We start from the raw sequence: 26,944 nt of genomic DNA on the forward strand, positions 1-26,944 counted from the left end.
GAGACCGGTACGGCGCCGTCCGGTACGACGCCCGTAAGGCCGGTGCGACGCCCGTAAGGCCGGTGCGACGCCCATAAGGCCGGTGCGACGCCCATAAGCCGGTACGGCGCCTCCGCCCGGCCCTCGCAGCGGAAGGAGCGGTCAGTACGACTTCGGCAGCCCCAGGGTCTGGTGGGAGACGTAGTTGAGGATCATCTCCCGGCTGACGGGGGCGATCCGGGCCACCCGCGCGGCCGTGATCAGCCGGGCCAGACCGTACTCGACGGTCAGGCCGTTGCCGCCGAGGGTGTGCACGGCCTGGTCCACGGCCTTCACCGTGGCCTCCCCGGCCGCGTACTTGGCCATGTTGGCGGCCTCGCCCGCGCCCGCGTCATCGCCCGTGTCGTAGAGGTACGCCGCCTTCGCCATCATCAGCCGGGCCAGCTCCAGTTCGATATGGGCCTGGGCGAGGGGGTGGGCGATCGCCTGGTGGGCGCCGATGGGCTCCTTCCACACCTGGCGGGTACGGGCGTAGTCGACGGCCCTGTCGAGCGCGTAGCGGCCCATCCCCAGCCCGAACGCCGCCGTCATGATGCGCTCCGGGTTGAGCCCCGCGAACAACTGGAGCAGCCCGGCGTCCTCGTCGCCCACCAGCGCGTCGGCGGGCAGCCGTACGTCGTCCAGCACCACCTCGAACTGCTTCTCCGCGGCGGCCAGTTCCATGGGGATGTGGTGGTGGGAGAAGCCGTGCGCCTCGCGCGGGACGATGAACAGGCAGGGCTTGAGCTTCCCGGTCCGGGCGTCCTCGGTGCGGCCGACGATCAGGGTCGCGTCGGCGATGTCCACACCCGAGATGAAGACCTTACGGCCGTTGAGTATCCAGCCGCCGCCCTCCTCCCGGCGGGCGGTGGTGGTGATGCGGTGCGAGTTGGATCCGGCGTCGGGCTCGGTGATGCCGAAGGCCATGGTGAGGCTGCCGTCGGCCAGACCGGGCAGCCAGCGCTCCTTCTGCTCGGCGGTGCCGAACCGGGCGATGACGGTGCCGCAGATGGCGGGCGAGACGACCAGCATGAGCAGCGGGCAGCCCGCGGCGCCCAGCTCCTCCAGGACGATGGACAGCTCGGTGATGCCGCCGCCCCCGCCGCCGTACTCCTCGGGGAGGTTGACGCCGAGATAGCCGAGCTTGCCTGCCTCGGCCCACAGTTCGCGGACGCCGTCGCGCTCCTGGGGGCCGCCCGGGGCGTGTCCTTTGGCGAACGACGACACCGCCGCGCGGAGCGCCACGCGCTCCGGGGTGTCCACGGGGGTATGCGAGCTGGTCATGGACGGCTCCTCCCACTTGCGATGCGTTGTGCGGGCCGTGTGCTGTCCCACCCGGCCCACACGGCCCGGACGGTCTGTCCGGGCCCGGACGTTCTGCGTGGTGCGCAGCGCGTCGTCACTCCCCCGCCGCCACGACGGCGAGCAGGGCGCCGACCTCGACCTGACGGCCGGTGGTGGCGTGCAGGGCGGTGAGCACCCCGGCGGCGGGCGCCGTGACGCGGTGCTCCATCTTCATGGCCTCCAGCCACAGCAGGGGCTGTCCGGCCTCGACCCGGTCCCCCACCACCACCTCGGCGACCCGGACCACCGTGCCCGGCATGGGCGCCAGCAGCGAGCCCGGTTCGGCACGGGCGGTGGGGTCGGGGAAGCGGGGCAGCGCGGTGAACACATGGCCGCCCTGGGGAGTGTCGACATAGCGACGGTCCCCATAGGCCGTCACCTCGAACGTCCGCCGGACCCCGGCCACATCGAGGACGACCCGCCCCGGAGCGGCGTCCGGCCCCGGACGGGTGCTCAACCCGGAGTCGGCGCCCCGCCCCGCACCCGCGCCCAGCACCCGGACGCCGGGCATGCCCTCCGCGTGCAACCCGTCACGGGTGAGGCGGTAGCGCACCTCGTGCTCGGTGCCGCCCGGTTCGGCGCGGTAGCTCCTCGACTGCGGCTGGGACGGCACGTTCCGCCACCCGCCCAACCGCCCGGCCACGGTCGCGGTGCCCGGCCGCCGCGCCGCGTCGGCCAGGGCGGCGGCGAGGGCGGCGAGCTCGGCGAGCGAGGCCGCCTCGTCGTCATCGGAGGCGGCGGCGGTCAGCTCGGCCAGATGGCGTTCGAGGAAGCCGGTGTCCATACGGGCCGCCGCGAACTCCGGGTGCCGCAGGGCCCGTACGAGCAGCTCCCGGTTGGTCACCGGGCCGTGGATCCGGGCCCGCTCCAGCCCGTGGGCCAGCCGCCGCAGGGCCTCGGCCCGGGTGGGCGCGACGGCGACGACCTTGGCCAGCATCGGGTCGTAGTGGACGCCGATCGCGTCGCCGTCGGCCGGCCCGGAGTCGACCCGCAGCCCGGCGATCTCCAGCCGGTGCATGATCCCCGTCTGTGGCCGCCAGTCGCGCGCCGGGTCCTCGGCGTACAGCCGCGCCTCGACGGCATGCCCCCGGGGCGCCGGAGGCTCGGCGTCGAGGCGCTCCCCCTCCGCGATCCGCAGTTGCAGCGCCACCAGGTCAAGGCCGTAGATCTCCTCGGTGACCGGGTGCTCGACCTGCAGGCGGGTGTTCATCTCCAGGAAGTACGCCCGCCCCGCGGGCGAGACCAGGAACTCCACCGTGCCCGCGCCCTCGTAGCCGATGGCCCGCGCCGCGTTGGCCGCCGACTCGGCCAGAGTGCGCCGCAGTTCCTCGTCCAGGCCGGGGGCCGGGGCCTCCTCGATGACCTTCTGGTGGCGCCGCTGGAGGGAGCAGTCGCGGGTGCCGAGGGTCCAGACGGTGCCGTGGGTGTCGGCGAACACCTGGACCTCGACATGGCGGGCGCCCTCCATATAGGGCTCCACGAAGATCTCACCGTCGCCGAAGGCGGAGGCCGCCTCGGCGCGGGCGGAGTCGAGTTCGGCGGGGAGCGCGGCCAGTTCGCGGACCACCCGCATGCCACGGCCGCCGCCGCCCGCCGCCGCCTTGACCAGCAGGGGCAGATCGTCGGCGGTGGCCTCGGCCGGGTCGATCGCGTCGAGCAGCGGCACGCCCGCCTTGCGCATGATCTCCTTGGCGCGAGTCTTGGAGGCCATGGCCTCCATCGCCTCGGGCGGCGGCCCCACCCACACCAGCCCCGCGTCCCTTACGGCGCGCGCGAAGTCGGCGTGCTCGGAGAGGAAGCCGTAGCCGGGGTGGACGGCGTCGGCCCCGGCGGCCAGGGCGGCCTTCACCAGGAGATCGCCGCGCAGATACGTGTCGGCCGGGGCGTCGCCCGGCAGCCGTACGGCGGCGTCGGCCTCGCGTGCGTGGGGCGCGCCGGCGTCCGCGTCGGAATGGACCGCGACGGTGGCGATGCCGAGGTCACGGCAGGTGCGGACGATACGCCGCGCTATCTCGGCGCGGTTGGCGACCAGGAGGGAACGAATCACGGGTTCCTCACTCACATCCGGAAGACGCCGAAGCCACCGCGCGCGCCCTCGACCGGCGCGGTGTGCAGGGCGGACAGACACAGGCCGAGCACGGTGCGGGTGTCGCGCGGGTCGATGACGCCGTCGTCGTAGAGCCGCCCGGAGAGGAAGAGCGGCAGCGACTCGGACTCGATCTGCTGCTCCACCATGGCGCGCAGCGCGGCGTCGGCCTCCTCGTCGTACGGCTGCCCCTTGGCGGCGGCGGACTGCCGGGCGACGATCGACATCACCCCGGCCAGTTGCTGCGGGCCCATCACGGCGGACTTGGCGCTGGGCCAGGCGAAGAGGAAGCGGGGGTCGTACGCCCGGCCGCACATCCCGTAGTGACCGGCGCCGTACGAGGCGCCGATGAGCACCGACAGATGCGGGACCCGGGAGTTGGAGACGGCGTTGATCATCATGGCGCCGTGTTTGATGATCCCGCCCTGCTCGTAGTCGCGGCCGACCATGTAGCCGGTGGTGTTGTGCAGGAAGAGCAGCGGGATGTCGCGCTGGTTGGCGAGCTGGATGAACTGCGCGGCCTTCTGGGACTCCTCGCTGAACAGCACTCCCTGGGCGTTGGCCAGGATGCCCACCGGATAGCCGTGCAGCGCGGCCCAGCCGGTGGCCAGGCTGCGCCCGTACAGCGGCTTGAACTCGTCGAAGTCCGAGCCGTCCACGATCCGGGCGATCACCTCGCGCGGATCGAAGGGGACCTTGAGATCGCCGGGGACGATGCCGAGCAGCTCCTCGGCGTCGTACTTCGGCGGTTCGGCGGGCCCCGGATCGGCGTGCGCCTTGCGCCAGTTGAGGCGGGCGACGACCCGGCGGGCCTGGCGCAACGCGTCGGGCTCGTCGCCGGCGAAGTAGTCGGCGAGGCCGGAGGTGCGGGCGTGCATCTCGGCGCCGCCCAGCGATTCGTCGTCGCTCTCCTCGCCGGTGGCCATCTTCACCAGCGGCGGACCGCCCAGAAAGACCTTGGAGCGCTCCTTGACCATGATCACGTGGTCGGACATCCCGGGGATGTACGCGCCTCCGGCGGTGGAGTTGCCGAAGACCACGGCGATCGTGGGGATTCCGGCGGCGGACAGCCGGGTGAGATCGCGGAACATCGCCCCGCCCGGGATGAAGATCTCCTTCTGGGAGGGGAGATCGGCGCCGCCGGACTCGACGAGGCTGACGAGCGGGAGCCGGTTGGCGCGGGCGATCTCATGGGCGCGCAGCGACTTCTTGAGCGTCCAGGGGTTGCTGGCCCCGCCGCGTACGGTCGGGTCGTTGGCGCTGATCAGGCACTCCACACCGGAGATCACCCCGATGCCGGTGACGAGCGAGGCCCCCACCGGATACTCGCTGCCCCAGCCCGCCAGCGGCGACAGCTCCAGGAAGGGGGTGTCGGGGTCGAGCAGCAGCTCGATCCGCTCGCGGACCAGCAGCTTGCCGCGCTTGCGATGGCGCTGGACGTATTTCTCACCGCCCCCGGCGAGCGCCTTGGCGTGCTCGCCCTCCAACTCGGCGAGCTTGGCGAGCATCGCCTCCCGATGGGCCGTGTGATCGGCGCCTGCGGGGTCGAGCGCGGACGCGAGCGCGGTCAAAGCAGTACCTCCGGTATGTCCAGATGGCGTGAGCGCAGCCATTCGCCGACGGCCTTGGCCTGGGGGTCGAAACGGGCCTGCGCGGCGACGCCCTCGCCGAGCAGACCCTCCACGACGAAGTTCAGGGCCCGCAGCCGGGGCAGCGGATGGCGGGTGATCTTCAACGGGGCCGTCTCCGGGAGCAGTTCGCGCAGCCGGTCGACGGTGAGGGTGTGGGCCAGCCAGCGCCAGGCGTCCTCGCTTCGCGCCCAGACGCCGATGTTGGCGCTGCCGCCCTTGTCACCGCTGCGGGCCCCGGCGATCGCGCCCAGCGGGGCGCGGCGGGTCGGCCCGGGCGACAGCGGCGGCGGAAGGGACGGCGTCAGGGGCGGCGGAAGGGACGGTCGAAGGGACGGCGTCAGGGACGGCTCGTCCGCCGGGCCCTCGGCGGCGGGCGTGGTGGGGGCCGGAGGGATGGTCAGCCGGGAGCCGTCCGGCAGTACGGCGGTGTGCGGCACGGTGTCGGCCGGGGTGTCCACGGCCTCGAAGACGCCGTAAGGAGAGCCCTTTCCGGGCGGGGCGGTCACATGGAAGCCGGGGTAGCTGGCGAGGGCCAGTTCGACGGCCGCGCCGCTGATCGCCCTGCCCACCGCCGCCGCGTCCCGGTCGCGGACCACCAGCCGCAGCAGGGCGCTCGCCTCCTCCTGCACGGCCGCGTCGGAGTGGTCGGTACGGGAGAGGGTCCAACGGACCTCGGCGGGGCGGCGCTTGCTCATCGCCCCCTCCATCTGGTCCCGTACGAGCGCCGCCTTGGCCTCGATGTCCAGGCCGGTGAGCACGAACACCACCTCGTTGCGGTGGCCGCCGAGCCGGGTCAGCCCGGTCTTGAGGGTGCGCGGCGGTGCCTCGCCCCGTACGCCGTGGACGCGCACCCGGTCCGGGCCGTCCGGGATGAGCCGCGCCGAGTCCAGCCGGGCGGTGACATCCGGGCCCGGGTAGCGGGCGCCCGCCGTCTCGTAGAGGAGCTGGGCGGTGACGGTCCCGACCGTGACGGCGCCGCCGGTGTGCGGATGCTTGGTGATCACGCTGGAGCCGTCGGGGTGGATCTCGGCGAGGGGGAAGCCGGGGCGGCGGAGGTCGTGTTCGGTGAAGAAGGAGTAGTTGCCGCCGGTCGCCTGCGTACCGCACTCCAGGATGTGCCCGGCGACCACGGCTCCCGCGAGCGCGTCCCAGTCGTCGGCGGCCCATCCGAAGTGCGCCGCGGCCGGGCCCGTCACCAGCGCGGCGTCCGTCACCCGACCGGTGACCACCACGTCCGCGCCACCGCGCAGACAGGCCGTGATACCGGCGCCGCCGAGATAGGCGTTGGCGGTGACCACGCCCGGCCCCCAGTCGCGGGCGCCGAGGAGGTCGTCTCCCTCGACATGGGCGACCCGGCAGTCGATGCCGAGCCGCTCGGCGAGGGCGCGGATCGCGTCGGCCAACGCGGCCGGGTTGAGCCCGCCCGCGTTGGTGACGAGCCGTACGCCGCGCTCCATGGCGAGCCCGAGGGTGTCCTCGAGCTGGCGCAGAAAGGTGGTGGCATAACCGCGCGCCGGGTCCTTGGCGCGGTCCCGGCCCAGGATGAGCATGGTCAGCTCGGCGAGATAGTCCCCGGTCAGCACGTCCAGCGGGCCACCGGTGAGCATCTCGCGCACCGCGTCGAAGCGGTCGCCGTAGAAGCCGGAGGCGTTGCCGATACGGAGGGGTGGGGGCGGCGGCGTCACGGGGCGCCTCCGGCGCGGTTTCCGGCAGCGCCACCTCCCGCGACGCTCCCCCGGGCCGTGCCACCGTCTCTCTGCCCCGGGGCGCGGCCCTTGCCGGGCGGGCCCGCGAACGCCTGCGCGATGTCCAGCCAGCGGTCCGCGTCCGCCCCTTCGGCCCGTACGGCCAGATCGTCGCGGTGCGCCCGCTGGGTCACCAGCAGACAGAAATCCAGCGCGGGCCCGGTCACCCGCTGGGCCGCGTCCTTGGGCCCGTACGGCCACAACTCGCCGTCCGGGCCGGTGAGCTCCACCCGGAACTCCTCGGCCGGCGGCTCCAACTCCCGTGCCGCGTACGCGTAACCCCGTGCCCGGACCCCGATCCGGGCCACATGGCGCAGCCGGGCGGTGGGCGCCCGGCGCACACCCAACGCGTCGGCGACGTCCTGGCCATGCGCCCAGGTCTCCATCAGCCGGGCGGTCGCCATCGACATCACGCTCATCGGCGGCCCGTACCACGGCAGCCGGGCGCGCGGCGGCTGCGCGGCCAGCGTCCGGAGCAACCGCTCCCGCCCCGCGCGCCAGAGCTCCAGCAGCGCCTCGGGCGGCTCGGCCGCCCCGCGCTCCGCGCCCTCGTCCACGAACGCCTCCGGCGCGGTCCACGCCCGGCGCACCTCGTCGGCGAACCCCTGCGGATCCTCGACGGCTTGTACGGCCCGCTCGTCGGTCCACGCGAGATGCGCGATCTGGTGGGCGATGCTCCACCCGGGCGCGGGCGTCGCCGTACGCCACTCCGCGCCCCCGAGCCCGGCCACCAGGCCGTCCAACTCGTCCCCCTCCGCCCGCAGATCGCCGAGCAGAGCCTCCGTCTCGGACACGCGTCGCTCCCGTCGTCGGGTCAGTCGTGTGTCGGCTGTCTTTCGTTCTTGTCGAGCGAGGGTGGCAGCGCGACGAGAAACAATCAAGCACGCTTGCATGATTCAGCCGGTTGGGGCCAGGTCTTGTCAGGTGCGCTGGGCTGGTCGGCTCGGTCGGGTGCGGCTTTCGTCTCGCGCCTTCGCGCAATTGAGCAGCGGGGCAGGGGGTGCCGGGGCCGAGCCCGCGTCGCCGGCCGCCGGGCCGGTGGACGCGAGCGCCGGTAGCGGCTTCCGTGACCGGCGGGCGAGGCCGATGCCGGACAGGGGGTGGGGGGTGCCCCCCTCTGAAAATCGTTTGATGAATTAGTTGCGCCAGGTCAAGCGTTTTTCAGAGGGGTACCGGGAGGGGTGGACCGCCGGGGTCGCATTGGTGGGGATCTTGCCGCCTACCGCCCGCAGCCCGCAGGCGCCCCGGCCGACGAGCGCGGAAGCCGCCACCGGAGCCCACGCCCACCGGCCCACCGGCCCGGCGGGCGGCGGCGGCGCCGCGCCCCCGCCTCCCGCCCCCGTTGCTCAAGTGCGCCGAAGGCGCGAGCCGAAAGCCGCACCCCGCCGAGCCGCCCACCGCGCTCACCGCTCACCGCTCACCGCTCACCGCAAGCGTTCCGCCAGGACCTCCGCCAGGTGGCGGCTCTTCCGGCCCGCCAGTTGGCTCAGTTGGGTGCGGCAGGAGTAGCCGTCCGCCAGGACCTCCGTGCCAGGGTCCGCGGCCCGGACCGATGGCAGCAGTTGCTCCTCGGCGCAGGCCACCGAGACGTCGTAGTGGCCGTCCTCGAAGCCGAAGTTGCCCGCCAGACCGCAGCAGCCGCCGCTCAACGCGCCCGTAAGGCCCGCGCGTTCACGTAGGCGGCGCTCGGCGGCGTCGCCGAGGACGGCGTGTTGGTGGCAGTGGGTCTGGCCGACCACGGGGCGATCGACCTTCGGGGGCCGCCAGTCGGGGGCGTACTCCTCAAGGGCCTGAGCGAACGTCGACACGGACTCGGCGAGCCGCGCGGCGCGCGGATCTGAGCCGAGGAGTTCGGGGAGGTCGGTGCGGAGGGCGGCGGTGCAGCTTGGTTCGAGGCCGACCACCGGAAGCCCGGCGTCCAGAGCCGGGGCCATGACGTCCAGGGTGCGCCGCATGACCGCGCGGGCGCGGTCGAGCTGGCCGGTGGAGACCCAGGTCAGACCGCAGCACACGGGCTTGGGCGGGACGACCACCCGCAGCCCGGCATCCTCCAGTACGGCGACCGCCGAGCGGCCGACGGACGGGGAGAGGTGGTTGGTGAAGGTGTCGGGCCACAGGACGACGGTGCGGGCGCGCCCGGCCCCGGAGTCCGGGTCCACCGGCCCGGCCGGTGCCGCCGCGGACCCGCCGACCCCGCCGGGCTCCCCCGGGCCGGAGCCTCGCACCCGCCCGGGCCGTCCCAGTCCGGCCCCGGACTCGGCATCGCGCGCCGCGGCGCGCACCCGCTCCCGCCACCATCGCGTGAAGGGCTCCCGGGCCAGCTCCGGGATGTCGCGCTCGGGGGCGATCCCGCCCATGCGCTTGGCCAGGGCCGCCAGCGGGGGCACGCCCGCCAGGGCGTTGGCGGCGGGCGCGGCCCTCAGGTGGGAGGCGGCGCGGAGCCATACGGGCAGCCAGCCCATCGAGTAGTGCGCGGCGGGCCGCACCCGTCCCTCGTAGTGGTGGTGCAGGAACTCCGCCTTGTACGTGGCCATGTCGACCTCGACCGGGCAGTCGCTGCGGCAGCCCTTGCAGGACAGGCACAGGTCGAGCGCGTCCCGTACCTCCTCCGAGCGCCAGCCGTCCTGGACGACCTCGCCCGCGAGCATCTCGTGCAGCAGCCGGGCCCGGCCGCGGGTGGAGTGCTTCTCCTCGCCGGTCACGCGGTACGACGGGCACATCACCCCGTCGCCGGACACCGACTCGTTACGGCACTTGGCGACGCCCACACAGCGCCGGACCGCCGCCGAGAAGTCCCCCTTGTCGTGCGGATAGCCGAATTCGACGTCCACCGGGCGCCTCGGCAGGGGATCGAAGCGCAGGTTCTGGTCCAGGCGCTGCGGGCGGGCCAGGACGCCGGGGTTGAGGCCGCCTTCCGGGTCCCACAGGTCCTTGAAGCGGGAGAAGAGGCCGACCATCTCGTCCCCGTACACGCGCGGCAGCAGCTCGGCGCGGGCCAGCCCGTCGCCGTGCTCACCGGAGAGCGAGCCGCCGTGGGCGACGACGAGATCGGCGAGGTCGGAGGAGAAGGCGCGGAAGATCCGGATCCCGGGCTCGGTCAGCAGGTCGAAGTCGATGCGGACGTGGATGCAGCCGTCCCCGAAGTGCCCGTACGGCGTGCCGCGCAGCCCGTGCTGGGCCATCAGGGCGCGGAAGTCGCGCAGATAGGCGCCGAGCCGGGGCGGCGGCACCGCGCAGTCCTCCCAGCCGGGCCATGCCTCACTGTCGTCGGCCCTACCCGGAATACGCAGTCGGGTGGCGGTCCCGGAGGCGTCCTCGCGCACCCGCCACAGGGCGCGCTGCCCGGCCGGGTCGGCGACGACGGTATGGCCGGTGGTGGCCTCGGCGGCGGCGCGGGCCACCTCCTGGGCGCGGGAGAGCGCCTCCTCGCGGGTGGCGCCGCCGACCTCCACGAACAGCCAGGCGCCGCCCTTGGGGAGCCCGGAGGCCCCGGCGACCAGATCGGCGGCCATGCCCTCGACGGTCAGCGGACCGTACGGCAGCAAGGTGTGCGCGGCCTCGGCCGCCGCGCTCTCGTCGGGGTAGCCGAGCACGGCCAGGGCGCGGGCGCTCGGCGCCTCCACCAGCCTTACGGTCGCCTCGGTGACCACGCCGAGGGTGCCCTCGCTGCCGGTGAGGGCGCGGGCGAGGTCGGCGTTCTTCTCGGGCAGCAGCTCGTCCAGGGCGTAGCCGGAGATCCGGCGGGGCAGCTCGGGGAAGCCGGTGCGGAGCAGGGCCAGGTGGTGACCGGCCAGGGACCGTATGCCGTCGCGGAGCCGGGCGGGCAGGTCGTGGAGGCCCTGGGCGGCGCGCACCCGCTCGCCGCCGTAGGTGAGGACGTCCAGCTCGTGGACGTTGTCGGCGGTGGTGCCCCAGGCCACCGAGTGGGAGCCGCAGGAGTTGTTGCCGATCATGCCGCCGAGGGTGCAGCGGCTGTGGGTGGACGGGTCGGGGCCGAAGGTCAGCCCATGGGCGCCGGCCGCCGTACGGAGGTCGTCGAGGATCACGCCGGGCTGGACGACGGCGGTCCGCCGCTCCGGGTCGAGCGAGACGATGCCGCGCATATGGCGGGTGAAGTCGAGGACGACGCCGAGCCCGGTGGCCTGTCCTGCGATCGAGGTCCCGGCGCCGCGCGCGACCACCGGCACCCCGCGCTCCCGGCAGACGGCCAGCGCCGCCGCCACATCGTCCGCGTCCCGGGGCGCGACCACCCCGTCCGGCACCCGTCGGTAGTTTGACGCGTCCATGGTCATCAGGGCCCGGCTCGCCGTATCGAAGGAGACGTCCCCGCGGACGGCCCGTCGCAGCGCCTGCTCCAGCTCGTCTGCCTGGTGATCAGCCATGCCTCCATGGTCCACGCCGGGAGGGCCGTTGAGAATGTCCAATTCCGATTCATGGCCGCCGCGTTCCCCGATCGCCCCTACACCGCCCCCACCTTCCGCGTCAACAGGATGTGGACGTACCGTCTCAGCGGCTGGACGCCGGGTCGGACCGGGGGGCCGACGGATTAGGCTTCGGTCGTGGCTGAGATCCGGATTCCCGATGACATCAAGCCCGCCGATGGACGCTTCGGCTCGGGCCCGTCCAAGGTGCGCACCGAGGCGCTGAGCGCCCTGGCCGCCACCGGAAGCTCCCTGCTCGGCACCTCCCACCGCCAGGCCCCGGTCAAGAACCTGGTCGGCGCGGTGCGCGAAGGGGTGCGCGAGCTCTTCCAACTCCCGGAGGGGTACGAGGTCGTCCTGGGCAACGGCGGCTCGACCGCCTTCTGGGACATCGCGACCCACGGGCTGATCGACTCCAAGTCCCAGCATCTGTCCTTCGGCGAGTTCTCCTCGAAGTTCGCCAAGGCCGCGAAGCTGGCGCCGTGGCTGGAGGAGCCCACGGTGCTCTCCTCCGACCCCGGCACTCACCCGGAGCCGCGCGCCGAGAGCGGCACGGACGTCTACGCCTTCACCCACAACGAGACCTCCACCGGTGTCGCCATGCCCATCCAGCGGGTGGCCGGCGCCGACGAGGGCGCGCTGGTGCTGGTGGACGCGACCTCCGGGGCGGGCGGTCTGCCGGTCGACATCGCCGAGACGGACGTCTACTACTTCGCGCCGCAGAAGTCCTTCGCGGCCGACGGCGGTCTGTGGATCGGCGTGTTCTCGCCCGCCGCGCTGGAGCGCGCCGCCCGGATCCACGCCTCGGGCCGGCATGTCCCGGAGTTCTTCTCGCTGCCGACCGCGATCGACAACTCGCTGAAGAACCAGACGTACAACACCCCGGCGCTGGCGACGCTCTTCCTGCTCGACGACCAGCTCAAGTGGATCAACGGACAGGGCGGGCTGGACTGGGCGGTACGGCGCACCGCGACCTCGTCGCGCACGCTGTACGGCTGGGCCGAGGACTCCAAGTTCGCCACCCCGTTCGTGGCCGACCCGGCCAAGCGGTCGCAGGTCGTCGGCACGATCGACTTCACCGAGGAGATCGACGCCGCCGCGGTCGCCAAGGCGCTGCGGGCCAACGGCGTCGTGGACACCGAGCCGTACCGCAAGCTGGGCCGCAACCAGCTTCGAGTGGCGATGTTCCCGGCCGTCGACCCGGCGGACGTCCAGGCGCTGACGGCGTGCGTGGACTACGTCATCGAGCACCTCTGACGAGCGCTTTTACGCCCACGCGAAGGGGCCCGCAGCCGGTGGTCGGCTGCGGGCCCCTCCGCATGCGCTGACGACTTCGCAGCGCTGACGATCTCGCTTGCGCTGACGATCTCGCTTGCGCCGACGATCTCGCTTGCGCCGACGATCTCGCTTGCGCCGACGATCAGGATCGGTTCCGGCGGAAGAGCCTGCGCAGGCCGAGGAACACGACCAGCGCACCGGCGAAGGTGACCCCGGCCTTGACCAGGTTGCCGTTCTTCTCGTCCTCGGTGAGCTTGCCGTCGACGCGGTCGGAGTACTCCCCGTTCTTCTTCTGCTCCTTCGCGGTGGCGTCCGGCAGCAGCTCCCCGCCGAGGTCGACCGGCGTCACCTTGGAGCCCGCGCCCTCGGTGCCGTACATGAGCGTGCCGCCGTCCGGGGTGAAGGTGACCGACTCGCCCTGCCGCTGCAGGGGCAGCCCCGGCTCCTCCTCCAGCCGCGTCGGCTTTCCGTCCCGCCAGCGGTACTCGGCGGCCGAGAAGTAGCCGCGGAGCACCAGCCGGGTGCCGTCCGGGGCGAAGGCCCCGTCCGTGACCTCCATGTCGAGGTCGGAGACCCGCCGGAAGACATTCACCCCCGAGGGGCTCAGCGTGGCCGGTCCGGCGTACAGCCCGGCGTCCTCGTCGCTCTTGCTGGCGATATAGACGCGGCCCGTCTTGGGATGGACCATCAGCGCCTCGGCGTTGCGCGGCCCGCCCTGGTACTTGACGGTGAACTGGGTCGCGGTGACGGTGGTGTCCTTGAGCTGCTTCGGCTCGGGGAAGCGGTAGATCCACACATGGGACCACTGACCGCCCAGGTTGTCGCCGATGTCGCCTACGTAGAGATTGCCGTCCGGCCCTATCGAGATCGCTTCGACATCGCGGGGATCCCCTATGCCCCGGAGGGTGACCCGCGCGACCGTCTTCCCGGTCTTGCCGTCGACCGCGTAGATATACGGCCCGTCCGAGCTGTCGTTGTGCGTCCAGTAGACGCCGGGGTGGAGGCGGCTCACGGCCAGGCCGCTGGACTCGGTGATCCGTGGATCCTTGATCGTGAAAGGAGACGGCGACGACGAGTCGTCGGCGAAGGCCGGGGCGGCTGCGGACACGGTCAGCAGCGCGGCGGCACCGAGTACGAACGGAAGCGGACGCATGGGCCCAAGCCTGCCATCCCGCCGGGGGCGTCCGGCGCCAGAACCACGCCGGGGGACTCCCTCCGGCCAGGCACGGAGCGACTCCCCCGGCCAGGCGCCGAGCGGCTCCCGCCACCCATGTACGACTCCCCCGTGCATGACTTCGGCGATCACGGGCAGATAACGCCTGTCAATTATTCGTGCGGGCGATCAGCCCGAAATAACCCGCAGATTATTTGACCTCATCCGGGGATTATTTCGGCGAGAAATTTATCGGTCATTGACGGCATAGCGGGCGGCGGCATTGCAATACAGAAAGGCCCCGCTTACGGTCTGAGCTCATGAGCGAATACAGCCAGTCCTCTTATGCGCAAAGCGCGCCTCCCATGCATTCCACAGGGGCCCCGAGCGGCGGCGGCGCACACGCGTCACCGGCCGCACCGGCCGCGCCGTCCAAGAAGATCGCGATCTTCGCGATCGTCGGCTCGGTCATCGCACTGGTCGGCTCCATGGTGAACTGGGTGGTCTCCGACGCCGAGGGCGCCACCGGAGGCATCAAGGGCATCGACGGCGACGGCATCATCACGCTGATCATCGCCCTGGTCGCGGGGATCCTGTTCATCGCCGCCATGGCCACCAAGAAGGCGGCGCTCTACCTGGTCGGCGGGGTTCTGGGGCTGGCCATGGCGATCGTCGCGGCCATCAACATGGCGGACCCCGAGCGGCTGGTCACCCAGAAGCTGAAGGACGACGAGGGGGTGTCGCAGAAGGTCGCGGAAAAGGCGGCGGAGCAGGCCGCGAAGCTGTACGAAATGACCGCCGGGCCGGGGCTCTACATGGTCCTGATCGGCGCACTGATGGCCCTGGCCCTCGGCGCTCTCGGCTTTATGAAGGCCCGCGCTGCCCGCTAATCCGAAAAGGTCGGCTTCGAGAAATTCCAAGACGCCCGCTTTTTGACCGCACGGGGGGCCAAAAAGCGGGCCTTCGGGCTTTCCGTGGGAATACACGACCGCCGGCAGTCGCCGGGTCACCGATGCCCCGGCCCGCCCCACTTGATTAGAGCGCACTCCAACGGCTTGGCTGATCCCATGGAGTACACGCAGCTCGGACGCACAGGTCTCAAGGTCAGCCGGATCGTCCTCGGCACCATGAACTTCGGTCCGCAGACCGAGGAAGCCGACAGCCACTCGATCATGGATGCCGCGCTCGACGCGGGCATCAACTTCTTCGACACCGCCAATGTGTACGGCTGGGGCGAGAACAAGGGCCGCACCGAGGAAATCATCGGGAGCTGGTTCGCCAAGGGCGGCGGGCGGCGCGAGAAGACCGTCCTCGCGACCAAGGTGTACGCAAACATGGCCGCCGATGGTGAGCCCTGGCCCAACACCGACAAGCTCTCGGCCGTCAACATCCGCCGGGCCGTGGACGCCAGCCTCAAGCGGCTCGGCACGGACTACATCGACCTCTACCAGTTCCACCACGTGGACCGCTCCACCCCGTGGGACGAGATCTGGCAGGCGATCGACGTCCTCGTCCAGCAGGGCAAGATCATCTACGCTGGCTCCTCCAACCACGCGGGCTGGCACATCGCCCAGGCCAATGAGACCGCGGCCCGCCGTGGCTCGTACGGGCTGGTCAGCGAGCAGTGCCTGTACAACCTGGCCGAGCGCCGCGCCGAGATGGAGGTCATCCCGGCCGCGCAGGGCTACGGCGTGGGCATCATCCCCTGGTCGCCGCTGCACGGCGGACTGCTCGGCGGCGCCCTCCGCAAGGAGCGCGAGGGCGGCGGATCGCGCAGCACGTCCGGGCGCAGCGCCGACGCGCTGAAGAACTCGGCGGTGCGCGACCAGATCCAGCGGTACGAGGACCTGCTGGCCAAGCACGGCATCGAGCCCGGCGAGGCGGCCCTGGCGTGGCTGCTCACCCGCCCCGGGGTGACCGGCCCGATCGTGGGCCCGCGCACGGCCGAGCAACTGGCGTCGGCGGTGCGCGCCGCGGAACTGAAGCTGAGCGAGGACGTGCTGACGGAGCTGGACGAGATCTTCCCGGGTCCGGGGCCGTCGCCGGAGGCGTTCGCCTGGTAGCCGAGCCGCCTCTGGGGCGGTAGGGAAGGCGCTGAGGGCGTGGGCCGTGCGCGGCCCGCGCCCCACTGCCCTTAACTGCTGGTAGGGGCTTCAGCCGCCCAGGGCGGCCGCAGCGGCGACGACGACGAGAATCAGCACCAGCGCGCCGCTCATGATCATGTTTCTGGTCTTGGGGTCCACAGGCTTGAGACTAGCCGGACCGCTCAGTGCCCCAGCGGCCAGGCCGCCATCACCTCGTAGCGCGGCTGCCGCCCGGGGACGCCCGGGGCCGGTGGATGACTGCGCACCAGGCAGAGCTCACCCACGGTCCACCCCCGGCCCGCGAAGTCGGTGAGCCCGTCCACGTACGGGACGAGGCTGGTGGCGGAGCGGTGGCGGGAGGAACGGGCACGGGCGATGGTCAGATGCGGATGGTACGGCCGGTGCCGGTCCATCGGGACGCCGATCCGTCGGCCCCCCGCCTCGGCGGAGTCGGCCAGCCGCCGCAGAGCCTCGCTGTCGCCGTCGACGCCCACCCACACCACCCGGTCGTCGAACCGGCCCCCGCCCGCCAGCCGCAGCTCATGAGCGCGGTGCCGATGGGCGGCACGGGCCAGCCGGGTGTGCAGCTCGGGCAGCACCTCCTCGGCCACCTCGCCGTAGAAGGCGAGCGTGAAGTGCCAGCCCTCCCGCTCGGTCCAGCGCAGCCCGTCCGCCCCCGGCAGCGCCTGGAGCGCCGCCACCCGCGCGGCCAGCTCGGCGACGGCCGCGTCCGGCGGCAGGACGGCGGCGAAGAGTCTCATCCGCCCAGTCTCCCCCAAGGGGGTTGGGGTCGGGGTGGGGTGCGTGGTGGGCGCCGGGGACACGGCCCTGCCCCTGTTGGGTGGCAGCGGTCCGGGGACGAAGACCACACGCGGGTGGCCACGGCGAACATCCAGCTTCACCCGCAGACCGCCGGCCCGGACCAGGAGCAGCCCCACCGTGCCCGCTCTGGTACACCGGCGCCGAACGGCGCCCCCGTCCGGTGGCAGCGGCCCCGTGGCCCCCACCGGGGGTGGGCGCCGGGGACAAGGCCCTGCCCCCGTTGGGTGGCCGCCGTCCGGTGACCCCGCCCAGCACCCCCGTCCCGTGATGCCGCGCCGGACTCAGGCCGTGGCGGCGAGTGGCTTCTCCTCCGGTGCGCGGGGGACGAAGACCACACGCGGGTGGCCACGGCGAAGATCCAGCTTCACCCGCAGACCGCCGGCCCGGACCAGGAGCAGCCCCACCGTGCCCGCGGCGGCGGCCGAGACCAGACCGCCCGCGGCGAAGCCGATACGCGCGCCGCAGGTGTCGGTCAGCCAGCCCACCAGCGGGCCGCCGATCGGCGTACCGCCGACGAAGACCATCATGAACAGGCTCATCACCCGGCCCCGCATCGCGGGATCGGTCGCGAGCTGGACGCTGGAGTTCGCGGTCACGTTGAACGTCAGGCTGAAGATCCCGATCGGCACCATGAGCGCCGCGAAGAGCCAGAAGTACGGGGTCGCCGCCGCGACCATCTCCAGCACGCCGAACATCAGCGCGGCCCCGACCAGCAGCCGCCGCCGGGCCACCACGCGTCGGGCGGCGAGCAGCGCACCGGCCACCGAGCCGATCGCGATCAGCGTGTTGAGCAGGCCATACGTACCGGGTCCGGCGTGGAAGACATCGTCGGCGAAGGCGCTCAGCCAGATCGGGAAGTTGAAGCCGAAGGTGCCGATGAAACCGACGAGCACGATCGGCCAGATCAGATCGGGGTTCCCGGCGACATAGCGCAGCCCCTCCCGAAGCTGCCCCTTGCCGCGCGGCGCCCGCTCGACCTTGTGCAGCTCACTGGTGCGCATCAGCAGCAGCCCGATGATCGGGGCGGCGAAGGAGAGTCCGTTGATCAGGAAGGCCCAGCCGCTGCCCACGGCGGTGATCAGCACACCGGCGACCGCCGGGCCGACCAGCCGGGCGGACTGGAAGTTCGCGGAGTTGAGGCTCACCGCGTTCCGCAGGTCCTTGGGGCCGACCATCTCGTTGACGAAGACCTGGCGGGTCGGGTTGTCGACGACGGTGACCATGCCGAGCAGGAACGCGATCAGATAGACATGCCAGACCTGCACATGGCCGCTGAGCGTGAGGGCGGCGAGGGCGAGCCCGCACAGCCCCAGCGCGGTCTGGGTGAACATCAGCAGCAGCCGTCTGGGACATCGGTCCGCGAGCACCCCGCCGTACAGCCCGAAGAGCAGCATGGGCAGGAACTGCATCGCGGTGGTGATGCCGACGGCGGTGGAGGAGCCGGTGATGCTGAGGACCAGCCAGTCCTGGGCGATCCGCGACATCCAGGTGCCGGTGTTGGAGATCATGGCACCGGTGGCGAACAGCCGGTAGTTACGGATCTTCAGCGAACGGAAGGTCCCGCCCCGGATGCGTCCCGTGGTGACGGGGGAAGCGGGGTCGGGCGCGGGGTTTGTGGGGTGCTTCGGTGCGGGTGCGGAGTCTGCTCCGGGTCCCGTACTCAAGTGTGTTCGCCTCCTGGCTGCCTCGGTTGTTCTTACAAATGCGCGAGCTTCTCCAGCACGGGCGCGGCGGCGCGCAGCACGTCCCACTCGTCCTCGGTCAGCTCCCCGACCAGCTCGGCCAGCCAGGCGTTGCGCTTGCGTCGGCTCTCCTCGAGCATGGCCTCGGCCCGCTCGGTCGGCGAGACGACCTTCTGCCGCCGGTCCTCCGGATGCGGCTCGAGCCTGACGAGCCCCTTGGCCTCCAGCAGGGCCACGATGCGGGTCATCGACGGCGGCTGGACGTGCTCCTTGCGGGCCAGCTCACCGGGGGTGGCGGAGCCGCACTGGGCAAGCGTGCCCAGGACCGCCATCTCGGTCGGGCTGAGCGACTCGTCCACCCGCTGGTGCTTGAGCCGCCGCGAGAGACGCATCACTGCCGACCGCAGGGCGCTCACGGCGGCCGCGTCATCGGGGGGCGCCTTCGCGTTGTGCTGGGAGCGGGACAGTTCCGGCATGGTCTTTAGCATAACTCATTACCTCGCCTAATGAAAACCCTGGTTACTTCCCTATTTCTATTTCACCCGAACGAGTGAGTTGACTCCGGGTAGTGACGCTCGGCGAAACGCCTGAGCGTCCAGGACACCTCCGGTCCTGGACGCTCAGGAAGGGACGACGTACAGCAGGGGGACGACATACGCCAGGGCAGGACGGCGGCTCGGCTCAGGAGACGGCGGCACGGCTCAGGAGACGCCGAGCGCCTGCTCGATCGGGTTGAGCAGGAAGTACACCAGGAAGCACAGCCCCACCGCGCCCAGCAGCCACGGGATCTCCCGGGTCCGCCGGGTGGCGATGCGCAGCAGCAGGAACGAGAGCACGCCCAGCCCGATCCCGTTGGTGATGCTGTACGTGAACGGCATCGAGATCATGGTCAGGAAGGCCGGGATCGCGATCGTGAAATCGCTCCAGTCGATCTCCTTGACGTTCGCCGCCATGATCAGGAAGCCGACGACCACCAGCGCGGGGGTCGCGGCCTGCGAGGGCACCACCTTGGCCAGCGGAGTGAAGACCAGGGCGAGCAGGAAGAGACCGCCGGTCACCACGTTCGCGAGTCCGGTGCGCGCCCCTTCCCCGACGCCCGCCGTGGACTCGACGAAGCAGGTGTTCGCCGAGGCCGAGCCGAAGCCGCCGCCCGCGACCGCGACGCCGTCCACCATCAGGATCCGGCCCATGCCCGGGAGCTGCCCGCGCTCATCGGTCAGCCCGGCCTCCTCGCCGACGCCGATGATCGTGCCCATCGCGTCGAAGAAACCGGACAGCAGCACGGTGAAGACGAAGAGACAGCCGGTGAGCACACCGACCTCATGGAAGCCGCCGAAGAGGCTGACATGGCCGACCAGGCCGAAGTCCGGGGTGTCGACCACCTTCTCCGGCACCTTGGGGATGGTCAGCCCCCACTGGGCGTCCGGGATCCGGGCCAGGGAGTTGATCACGATCGCGACCAGGGTCATGGTCACGATGCCGATCAGGATCGCGCCGCGCGTCTTGCGGACGATCAGGATGAACGTGAGCGCGAGGCCCACCACGAACACCAGCACCGGCCAGCCCTCCAGCCGCCCGGCCACTCCAAGGCCCAGGGGGACGGTGGTGTGCGCGGAGTCGGGGTTACGGCTGACGAAGCCGGAGTCGACCAGGCCGATCAAGGCGATGAACAGCCCGATGCCGATCGCGATCGCCCGCCGCAGCCCGGCCGGGATCGCGTCCATCACCCGCTGCCGCAGCCCCGAGGCGACGAGGATCATCAGCACCAGACCCGCGAGCACCACCATGCCCATCGCGTCCGGCCAGCTCATCTTGGGTGCGAGCTGCAGCGAGACCACGGCGTTGATGCCAAGGCCCGCGGCGAGCGCGATGGGGACGTTGCCGATGATCCCCATGAGCAGCGTGGTCAGGCCCGCGATCAGGGCGGTGGCGGTGACGAGCTGGCCGTTGTTGAGCTGATGCCCGAACTTGTCCGTACCGGCCCCGAGGATGATCGGGTTCAGTACGACGATGTAGGCCATCGCAAAGAACGTGGCCAGGCCGCCACGGATCTCCCGGGAGACCGAGGAGCCACGCTCACTGATCTTGAAGTACTTGTCGATGCCGTTCATAGGGGGAATCGGAGCCTGTTCGCTGGCGTCGACCGGCGCGGGGGCCGAGGGGGACATGGATGACCTCAGTCTTGCGTGAACATCAACAGTGGGTCTCTTGGACGATCGAACAAGACATTCCAGCCAGACCCGAAAGTATTGAGTATGAAACTATTAAGTCCCGATCGCCAAACCGGTCCCGGCACGGCCCCGACCGGGCCCATGACCGACCCCCTTAAGCTGGGGCCATGACGAAGTGGACCCCCAAGCACGAGGCGCCGGAGCCGCTCGAGGGCAATGTCGTGGCCACGATCACCGGCGGCACGATCGTGTGGTTCGTCCTCTTCCTCGTCCAGTTGCCCTTCTACCGCTGGTTCGACGAGCACGGACATCTGTGGTGGCTATGGACCTGCCTGGCCGGCGGCGCCCTCGGACTGCTCGGCATCTGGTACGTACGGGCCCGGCACGCGGCGATCAACGGCTCGCGGAACGGCGACGCGCAGAGCGGCTGACGCACCTACCCCCAGCGCACACGCCACGCACCCGCGATGGCGGCGCGCTCGCGATGGCCACGCACCCGCGGTGGCGGCGCGCTCGGGATGGCCACGCACCCGCGGTGGCAGCGCACTCACGATGGCCACGCACCCGCGATGGCGCGGCGCCGGACCGTCGCCGTTCCCGGCGGCGATCCGGCGCCCTGGCCTGGTGCGCGGGCGCGCTCCCCTCCTTGCGACGCACCCGCTCACCCGTCTGTGGTGCACACGGAAAGACCAGGGCCCCGCCGCGGAGACGCGCGGGCGGAGCCGGATGCGACAACTGTACGATCTTCACGGGTCGTTCACAATTCTGCGGAAGCCTCACGGCGCGCACTTTGTTCGGGAACTACCGTCTTGTGGCAGCCAACTCACCAGTAATGTGAGGGATATGACCGGTAACCGCTTTCGTGCCGATGAGATCGACACCAGCAAGCCGCACTCGGCCCGCATGTACGACTACTTCCTGGGCGGTAAGACCCACTACGCGGTCGACACCCTCGCCGCCGAACAGGTCGAGGCCGTCTGGCCCGACGTCAAGCCGTGGACCCGTGCCAACCGGTCATTCATGCACCGCGCGACCCGCTGGCTCGCGCGCGAGGCAGGCATACGGCAGTTCCTGGACATAGGCACCGGTATCCCCACCGAGCCCAACCTCCACCAGGTCGCCCAGGAGATCGCCCCGGAGTCCCGGGTCGTCTACGCGGACAACGACCCCATCGTGCTGGCCTACGCCCAGGCCCTGTTGCTCTCCACGCCCGAGGGCCGCACCGCCTACATCCACGCGGACGTCACCGAACCGCAGGGCATCCTGGCCGCCGAGGATCTGACCGACACCCTCGATCTGTCCCAGCCGATCGCCCTGTCGCTCAACGCGATCATGCACTTCGTCGCGAACGAGCAGAAGCCGTACGAGATCGTGCGAGAGCTGGTCGAGCCCCTGGCGCCGGGCAGCTACCTCGTGCTCTCGCACGGTGGGCTCGACCCCCGCGGCGGGGTCTCGGACGCGGTGACCAACCTCTACCGCAGCAGCGGCATCCATGTGCAGGGCCGCACCCAGGAGGAGGTCCTTCCGTTCTTCGACGGGATGGAACTGGTCGACCCGGGCGTGGTGATGCCCCACCGCTGGAAGCCCGCGAACGAACAGGCCATGGCGGACGCGGAGGCCAAGGAGCTGTGGATCTACGCGGGCGTGGCACGTAAGCCCTGACCGGGCGGGCAAGACCTGGCCGCGCGGGCAAGAGCTAGCCGGGGGGCGCAGAGACCCTGACCGGGGGGCAGAGACCCTGACTGAGGGCCCAGAGGCCCTGACCGGGGCGCGGAACGTGACCCGGGCGCGAGCCCCGCCCCGGGCAAGACCTGGCCCAGGGTGCGAACCCTCACCGGGCGTAGGCCCCGCCTCGGGGAGCGCTCGGGGAGCGAGCCCCATCCCCAAGGCAGAAGCCCGCCCCGGGCAGCCCCGGGCGGTCCGTCGTCGAACGGCCCCCGGGCGTCCGTCAGCCGAACACCCCCCGGCGTCCCTCAGTCGAACCAGCGGGCCCGGGCCAGCTCCTCCGTACGGGTCAGGTCCTCCAGCAGGGCCGCCACCTCGAACCGGCGCGACCAGTGGCCGGCGGCCCAGGCCAGACCGGCCGCGACGCCCTCGACCGTCGAGGCGTGCAGGGTGCCGTCCACGTACCGCCAGTCCAGCTCGTCCTCGCCCTCGATCAGGCCCTCGATCAGCAGCTCTTCGTGCTCGATGTACGACAGCGGGGCGCCCGGGAGGAGTTCGCGGACCGCCTCGGGCACCTCGTGCGGATCGCCCTGTGAGGTCACCCGCGCCGGGTACGCCTCGCTCAGCCGCCGCACCTGGAACAGCTCGGCCAGCTCCGCCGCCCGGGTGGGCCGTACGGGCAGCAGCGCCCGGCCGTCCGCCTCGGCCAGCGGCATCAGGTCCGGGGCGTCCGCGACCAGCGCCTCGAGCGCCTCGACCACCGTCGGCTCGCCGTCCACGATGGCGCGTACGTCGTCCGGCAGGGTCACCTGCTCGGGTTCCAGGTCGGCCAACTGCCCGTAGATGGCGTGGAGCTGGGCGGGGGTCACCTCGCGGTCCGGGTCGGCGAGGCGGGCCAGCAGCTCGGCGGCGCCTCCCGGTTCGTCCAGCAGCGCCGCGACCGAGGTCCGTACGCCCAGCGCCCGCAGCACCTGCTCGTCCTCGAACCCGGCCGCGTCCACCGCCTCGTACAGCCCCGCCAGCAGCGGATCGCCCCCGGCCGCGCGCAGCCCGGCGGGGCGGCGGCCGTCCAGCACCGGATGGCCGCGCAGCCACCACGCGGTGTACGAGCGCACGGTCTCCGTCGTGCCGTCCGGCAGCAGCACCCGCACCGGCGCGGTCAGCGCGTCGCGCAGCGGCGGCTGGGCGAGCATGGCGAGCGCCCGCGGCCAGGCGTCGTCGTCGACCAGGTCCAGGTCCCGTACGGCCACGATCTCGGTGGCCACCGGCGGCACCGGCGTCTGGGGCAGCCGGTCCAGCACGTCCTCGCACCACACGTCGACGGCCTCCAGCACGCCGACGTCGTCCGGTTCGGTGAAGTCGCCCTCGCGCGGCTCCAGTTCATCCGGGTCCAGCACCACGTCGCTGGCCCTGACCAGCGTGAAGCCCGCCAGCACACCGACCGCGGCCAGCGGCTGCTCACCCCAGCGCTCGGCCAGCTCGGCGTCGCACGCGGCCAGTTCGCCCTCCCGCATCACCTGCTCGAAGGCGCTGCCGGGAAGCACCAGTTCACCGGCCGGGGCCAGCTCCCCGTCCTCGTCGGGCAGCGCGAGCGCGGCCAGCCAGGGTTCGTCGCCGGGCGCCAGCCGGGCCTGCTGGACCAGACCGAGAACGGTGTCGGCCAGTGTGTCGGCGTCCAGCGCCGCGCCGAGGGCCTCGCCCTCCTCCGCGAACGGGTCGTACTCGTCCTCCGCCTCCAGCGAATGCGCGACGGCGGCCCGCACCTGCGGGGTCGTCAGCACGGCGCGGGGGGTGGCGGGGGTGGCACCGAGCTTCTCCAGGAGTGGATGGGCGGCGTCCGGATGTGCAACTTTCAGGCCGAGGCGGGCGAGGGTGCGATGCGTAGCGCCGACCGCGCCGCCGCGCTCGGGGGCCTCCGTGGTCCCGGCGATCCCCGCGGACTCGGCGGTTCCGGCCATCCCGGCGGACTCGGCGGCCCACGCGGCCCCGGCGGACTCTGCGCCCTCGACGGTTCCGATGCTGTCCAGGTCGCCGTCGGCCTCCCCCGGCAGCGGCAGCAGCACCTGCCGGGGCCCGATCGTCGTCCGGCCGTCCGCCAGCGGCACCGGCAGCCCGCTGAGCCGGTCCGGGTCGATTCCGCCCAGCGAGTCGTACAGCCGCCGCCACCAGGCCGGGGCGCGCTCCACGCCCGCGAGCCGGTCGATGAGCTCGCCCAGCGGCACCCGGGCCACGCCCAGCACCCGCAGCTCCGAACGGCGCTCCAGCCCCGCGGGCAGCAGCGCCGGGAACAGCTCGGCCAGCACCTCCACCGTCTCCGCGCCCGCGCCCTCGACGACCTCGGCGTCCCGGGGCCGCAGCGCGTGCGGCTCGCCCTCGAAGCCGCCGCGCGCCAGCACGTCGTCGTCCCAGTCGGCCGGGGGGCCGGCCGCTGCCACCGGCGGGGCGGCGGCCGTGGCCGCATCGCCCGCCGCGGGGCCGCCCTGGGCGGCGTCCGGGCCGAGCGCGTCCGGCGACCCGAGCCAGCCCTCCACGGCCTCGGTGCCCGCGCCCACCGCCGGTGCGGCGGCACTGGGCAGGAACGGCACCCTCGGCAGCCGCTCCAGCACCCTGCGGCGCAGCTCCCCGTCCAGCTCGCCCCGGCCGAGCTCGCCCGGGACCAGGTCGATCGTGCCGACCGAGACCGGATGCCAGTCGCGCAGCAGCGTCGCGTACGACTCGGCCGCGCGGTCCAGCAGGAAGTCCGTGAGCGGGCCGGGGGCGGTGTGGCGGCGGGTGGGCTCCAGCGGGAAGGACGCGATCAGCAGCGCCGGCATGCCCAGCGGCTCATCGGTCGGCGTCGGGGCGTGGACGACCGGGGCGGTCGCGGACCGCATCGGCGCGCCCTCCGCGTCCACCGGAACCGCCCAGGTCACCGACCACACCGGGCGCAGCCGCTCCTCCACCGGGCGGTCGGCGAGCAGCTCCGGCTCCAGCCGCCCACCGGCGCTCTCGGTGCGCCAGCGCGTCGTACCGCGGGCGCCGCTGTCCTCGCGGCTGTCCTCGCGGCTGCCCTCTCGGCTGCCCTCGCCGGTGTCCTCGATGACGGTGTACGGGCCCTCCTGGCGGCGGCGCAGCGTCCGGGTGCCCTCGACGGTCTCCACCACGACCTCGGCCAGGCCGGGGAGGGTGAGCAGCAGCGCGTCGTCGATCCCGGCCAGCAGCCGCTCGGCCACGTCCAGGGCGGCGCCGTCGCGCAGCGGCAGCACCACGACGGTGTCGTAGCCGTCCGGGGCGATCCCCTCGGCGGGCAGCGGCAGCCGCAGCAGCGGTACGTGGCCGTCGCGGCGGCGCAGCTCCTCGGCGAGGCCGGGGCTGGTGGCGGTGGCGTGCTGGGTCAGCTCCCGCGCCTCGGCCAGCGACCAGCGCACCCCGCCGGTGCGGCCCACGACCGCGGGTTCGTCGCTTACCGCGAGCACCGCCGCGAAGCCGACGCCGAATCGCCCGACCGCGCTCTCCGGCTCGTCCCGCTTGGCCGACGCCCGAAGGGTGGACAGCGACTCGACCCCGACCGCGTCCAGCGGCGCCCCGGTGTTGGCGGCGGCCAGCACGGCGGGCTCGCCGTCGGTGGCCGGCCGCAGGGTCAGCCGGAGCCGTCCGGGCACCCCGGCGCGGGCGGCGGCGTCCGCCGCGTTCTGGGCCATCTCGACGACCAGCCGGTCGCGGTGGCCGCCCAGCGCCAGGTCCTCCTCGGCGTTGGCGTCCTCCCGGAACCGGGCGGGCGACGCGGCCCAGGCGTCCAGCACGCCGCGCCGCAGCCGCGCGGTCCCGAACGGGTCCGCGTCCTCGGTCGCGCCTCGCACCATCGCCGTGCTGCTCACGTCTCGCCTCCGGAGTTCCTGGTCGGGGTCCGTCCTGCGCCGCGGCTCCACACCGCCGAGTCCCCCGCGGTGGGGCTCGCCCCACCGCGCTCGTCGTTCCCTCGCGTGTCGCCCTTGCTAGCCGCGAACGTACCGCTATCCGCGCCCAAACGACGCCTCGGGCTCCAGACAACCGGATTCCCCGCCTCAGCCCCGCGACATCCCCCGCCTCAGCTCCGGGTCTTCGCCGCCTCACCCCGAGCCCCTCGGCCTCCGGGGCGCCCGACCCTTCCGCCCAGGCGACCGCTCAGCCCCTCCGCGCCCGGCCCCTCCGCCCAACTCGGCCAAGCCTCCACCGGCAGGCCGCCCCACAGGGGCGGAAACCGGGGCGACTGGGCCCGCCTTCGGGCCTGACGACGGGCGGTTGCGGACAGATCGGACGCGTGGACCGGGCCGGGCACGGCCGGGCCGTGCCGCACAGGGCCGCCCGCCGAGCCCGCGTCACACGGGCCCGCCGCCCAGCGCGCGTCACACGGGCCCGCCTTGCGCCGGGCCGCGCCCCACAGACCGCCTCATGCCGCGCCGCCCCGCACACGACCACCCGCCCCAGGCACGCAGGGCTCCCGACCGCACCCGCCCAGGCATCCCCGGACGAACCCCGGAAGGCACGTACCCAGGGCAGCGACGACGCCTCACGGCCGCCATCGCGGCAACGGCGCGCCACCGGACCACCCCCCACAGACCACCTCATGCCGCGCCGCCCCGCACAGAGCCACCCACCCCAGGCACACAGGGCTCCCTACCGCACCCGCCCAGGCATCCCCGAACGAACCCCGGAAGGCACGTACCCGGGGCAGCGGCGACGCCTCACGGCCGCCATCGCGGCGACCGCGCGGCGCCGGGGCGGACCATCCCGGTCGGGCCTGAGGTAGGTCTCAGGGATGGGCGACGGCGCGCCCGCCGGAGCGGACCGCCTGGCCGGGCCTGGGGCGAGGCTCAGCGACGGGC

At 72.7% G+C, this 26,944-nt stretch carries 17 protein-coding genes; 5 read left to right on the plus strand and 12 right to left on the minus strand.

Annotation, left to right across the window (positions count from 1 at the left end):
• Window positions 1-141 precede the first annotated feature (141 nt).
• The 6 genes from STRVI_RS41085 to STRVI_RS41110 all read right to left on the minus strand — a co-directional run bounded on the left by STRVI_RS41085 (window position 142) and on the right by STRVI_RS41110 (window position 11,206).
• Entirely contained in the window at window positions 142-1,302 is a 1,161-nt protein-coding gene (locus STRVI_RS41085) for an acyl-CoA dehydrogenase family protein (RefSeq protein ID WP_014061472.1), read from the minus strand.
• A gap of 115 nt (window positions 1,303-1,417) precedes the next feature.
• On the minus strand, window positions 1,418-3,409 hold the full coding sequence (locus tag STRVI_RS41090; protein WP_014061473.1) for a biotin carboxylase N-terminal domain-containing protein: 1,992 nt from the start codon (window positions 3,407-3,409) through the stop codon (window positions 1,418-1,420).
• An 11-nt stretch (window positions 3,410-3,420) separates the two neighbouring features.
• Window positions 3,421-5,019, minus strand: coding sequence for an acyl-CoA carboxylase subunit beta (locus tag STRVI_RS41095; protein ID WP_014061474.1), 1,599 nt, complete (start codon window positions 5,017-5,019; stop codon window positions 3,421-3,423).
• Complete coding sequence (locus tag STRVI_RS41100; protein ID WP_014061475.1) at window positions 5,016-6,764, minus strand: acyclic terpene utilization AtuA family protein; 1,749 nt, start codon at window positions 6,762-6,764, stop codon at window positions 5,016-5,018. The genes STRVI_RS41095 and STRVI_RS41100 overlap by 4 nt, the downstream gene beginning before the upstream one ends.
• On the minus strand, window positions 6,761-7,618 hold the full coding sequence (locus tag STRVI_RS41105; RefSeq protein WP_014061476.1) for a TIGR03084 family metal-binding protein: 858 nt from the start codon (window positions 7,616-7,618) through the stop codon (window positions 6,761-6,763). Before STRVI_RS41105 ends, STRVI_RS41100 begins: the two co-directional genes overlap by 4 nt.
• 630 nt (window positions 7,619-8,248) lie before the next feature.
• Window positions 8,249-11,206 (minus strand): FAD-binding and (Fe-S)-binding domain-containing protein, encoded by a 2,958-nt coding sequence (locus STRVI_RS41110; protein ID WP_014061477.1) that lies wholly within the window; start codon window positions 11,204-11,206, stop codon window positions 8,249-8,251.
• A 177-nt stretch (window positions 11,207-11,383) separates the two neighbouring features.
• Here STRVI_RS41110 and serC point away from each other — a divergent pair, with 177 nt between their 5' ends.
• Entirely contained in the window at window positions 11,384-12,502 is a 1,119-nt protein-coding gene (gene serC / locus STRVI_RS41115) for a phosphoserine transaminase (RefSeq protein ID WP_014061478.1), read from the plus strand.
• A gap of 163 nt (window positions 12,503-12,665) precedes the next feature.
• On the opposite strand, the gene STRVI_RS41120 is transcribed toward serC, so the two are convergent.
• Window positions 12,666-13,676, minus strand: a complete 1,011-nt coding sequence (locus STRVI_RS41120; protein WP_014061479.1) for a membrane protein — start codon at window positions 13,674-13,676, stop codon at window positions 12,666-12,668.
• A 365-nt stretch (window positions 13,677-14,041) separates the two neighbouring features.
• Here STRVI_RS41120 and STRVI_RS41125 point away from each other — a divergent pair, with 365 nt between their 5' ends.
• Both STRVI_RS41125 and STRVI_RS41130 read left to right on the plus strand, forming a co-directional pair.
• The gene (locus tag STRVI_RS41125; RefSeq protein ID WP_014061480.1) at window positions 14,042-14,566 is read left to right on the plus strand and encodes a hypothetical protein; all 525 of its coding nucleotides are present in this window, start codon (window positions 14,042-14,044) and stop codon (window positions 14,564-14,566) included.
• A 177-nt stretch (window positions 14,567-14,743) separates the two neighbouring features.
• A complete protein-coding gene (locus STRVI_RS41130) occupies window positions 14,744-15,739 on the plus strand; it encodes an aldo/keto reductase (RefSeq protein ID WP_014061481.1) in 996 nt (331 codons plus the stop codon).
• Window positions 15,740-15,942: 203 nt separating this feature from the next.
• On the opposite strand, the gene thpR is transcribed toward STRVI_RS41130, so the two are convergent.
• The 4 genes from thpR to STRVI_RS41155 all read right to left on the minus strand — a co-directional run bounded on the left by thpR (window position 15,943) and on the right by STRVI_RS41155 (window position 20,432).
• A complete protein-coding gene (gene thpR, locus STRVI_RS41135) occupies window positions 15,943-16,521 on the minus strand; it encodes an RNA 2',3'-cyclic phosphodiesterase (protein WP_014061482.1) in 579 nt (192 codons plus the stop codon).
• A 342-nt stretch (window positions 16,522-16,863) separates the two neighbouring features.
• Window positions 16,864-18,246, minus strand: coding sequence for an MFS transporter (locus tag STRVI_RS41145; protein WP_014061483.1), 1,383 nt, complete (start codon window positions 18,244-18,246; stop codon window positions 16,864-16,866).
• Between the two features lie 32 nt (window positions 18,247-18,278).
• Window positions 18,279-18,740: a MarR family winged helix-turn-helix transcriptional regulator gene (locus STRVI_RS41150; protein WP_043237395.1), complete on the minus strand. Its 462-nt coding sequence runs from the start codon at window positions 18,738-18,740 to the stop codon at window positions 18,279-18,281.
• Between the two features lie 225 nt (window positions 18,741-18,965).
• Entirely contained in the window at window positions 18,966-20,432 is a 1,467-nt protein-coding gene (locus STRVI_RS41155; protein ID WP_014061485.1) for an NCS2 family permease, read from the minus strand.
• 170 nt (window positions 20,433-20,602) lie between these two features.
• On the opposite strand from STRVI_RS41155, the gene STRVI_RS41160 reads away from it, so the two are divergent.
• A complete protein-coding gene (locus STRVI_RS41160) occupies window positions 20,603-20,866 on the plus strand; it encodes a DUF2530 domain-containing protein (protein WP_014061486.1) in 264 nt (87 codons plus the stop codon).
• A 412-nt stretch (window positions 20,867-21,278) separates the two neighbouring features.
• Window positions 21,279-22,097, plus strand: a complete 819-nt coding sequence (locus tag STRVI_RS41165) for an SAM-dependent methyltransferase (RefSeq protein WP_014061487.1) — start codon at window positions 21,279-21,281, stop codon at window positions 22,095-22,097.
• Between the two features lie 311 nt (window positions 22,098-22,408).
• On the opposite strand, the gene STRVI_RS41170 is transcribed toward STRVI_RS41165, so the two are convergent.
• Complete coding sequence (locus STRVI_RS41170) at window positions 22,409-25,942, minus strand: sacsin N-terminal ATP-binding-like domain-containing protein (protein WP_043237398.1); 3,534 nt, start codon at window positions 25,940-25,942, stop codon at window positions 22,409-22,411.
• Between the last annotated feature and the right edge of the window lie 1,002 nt (window positions 25,943-26,944).

Source organism: Streptomyces violaceusniger Tu 4113, assembly GCF_000147815.2.
Taxonomy (GTDB): Bacteria; Actinomycetota; Actinomycetes; order Streptomycetales; family Streptomycetaceae; genus Streptomyces; species Streptomyces violaceusniger_A.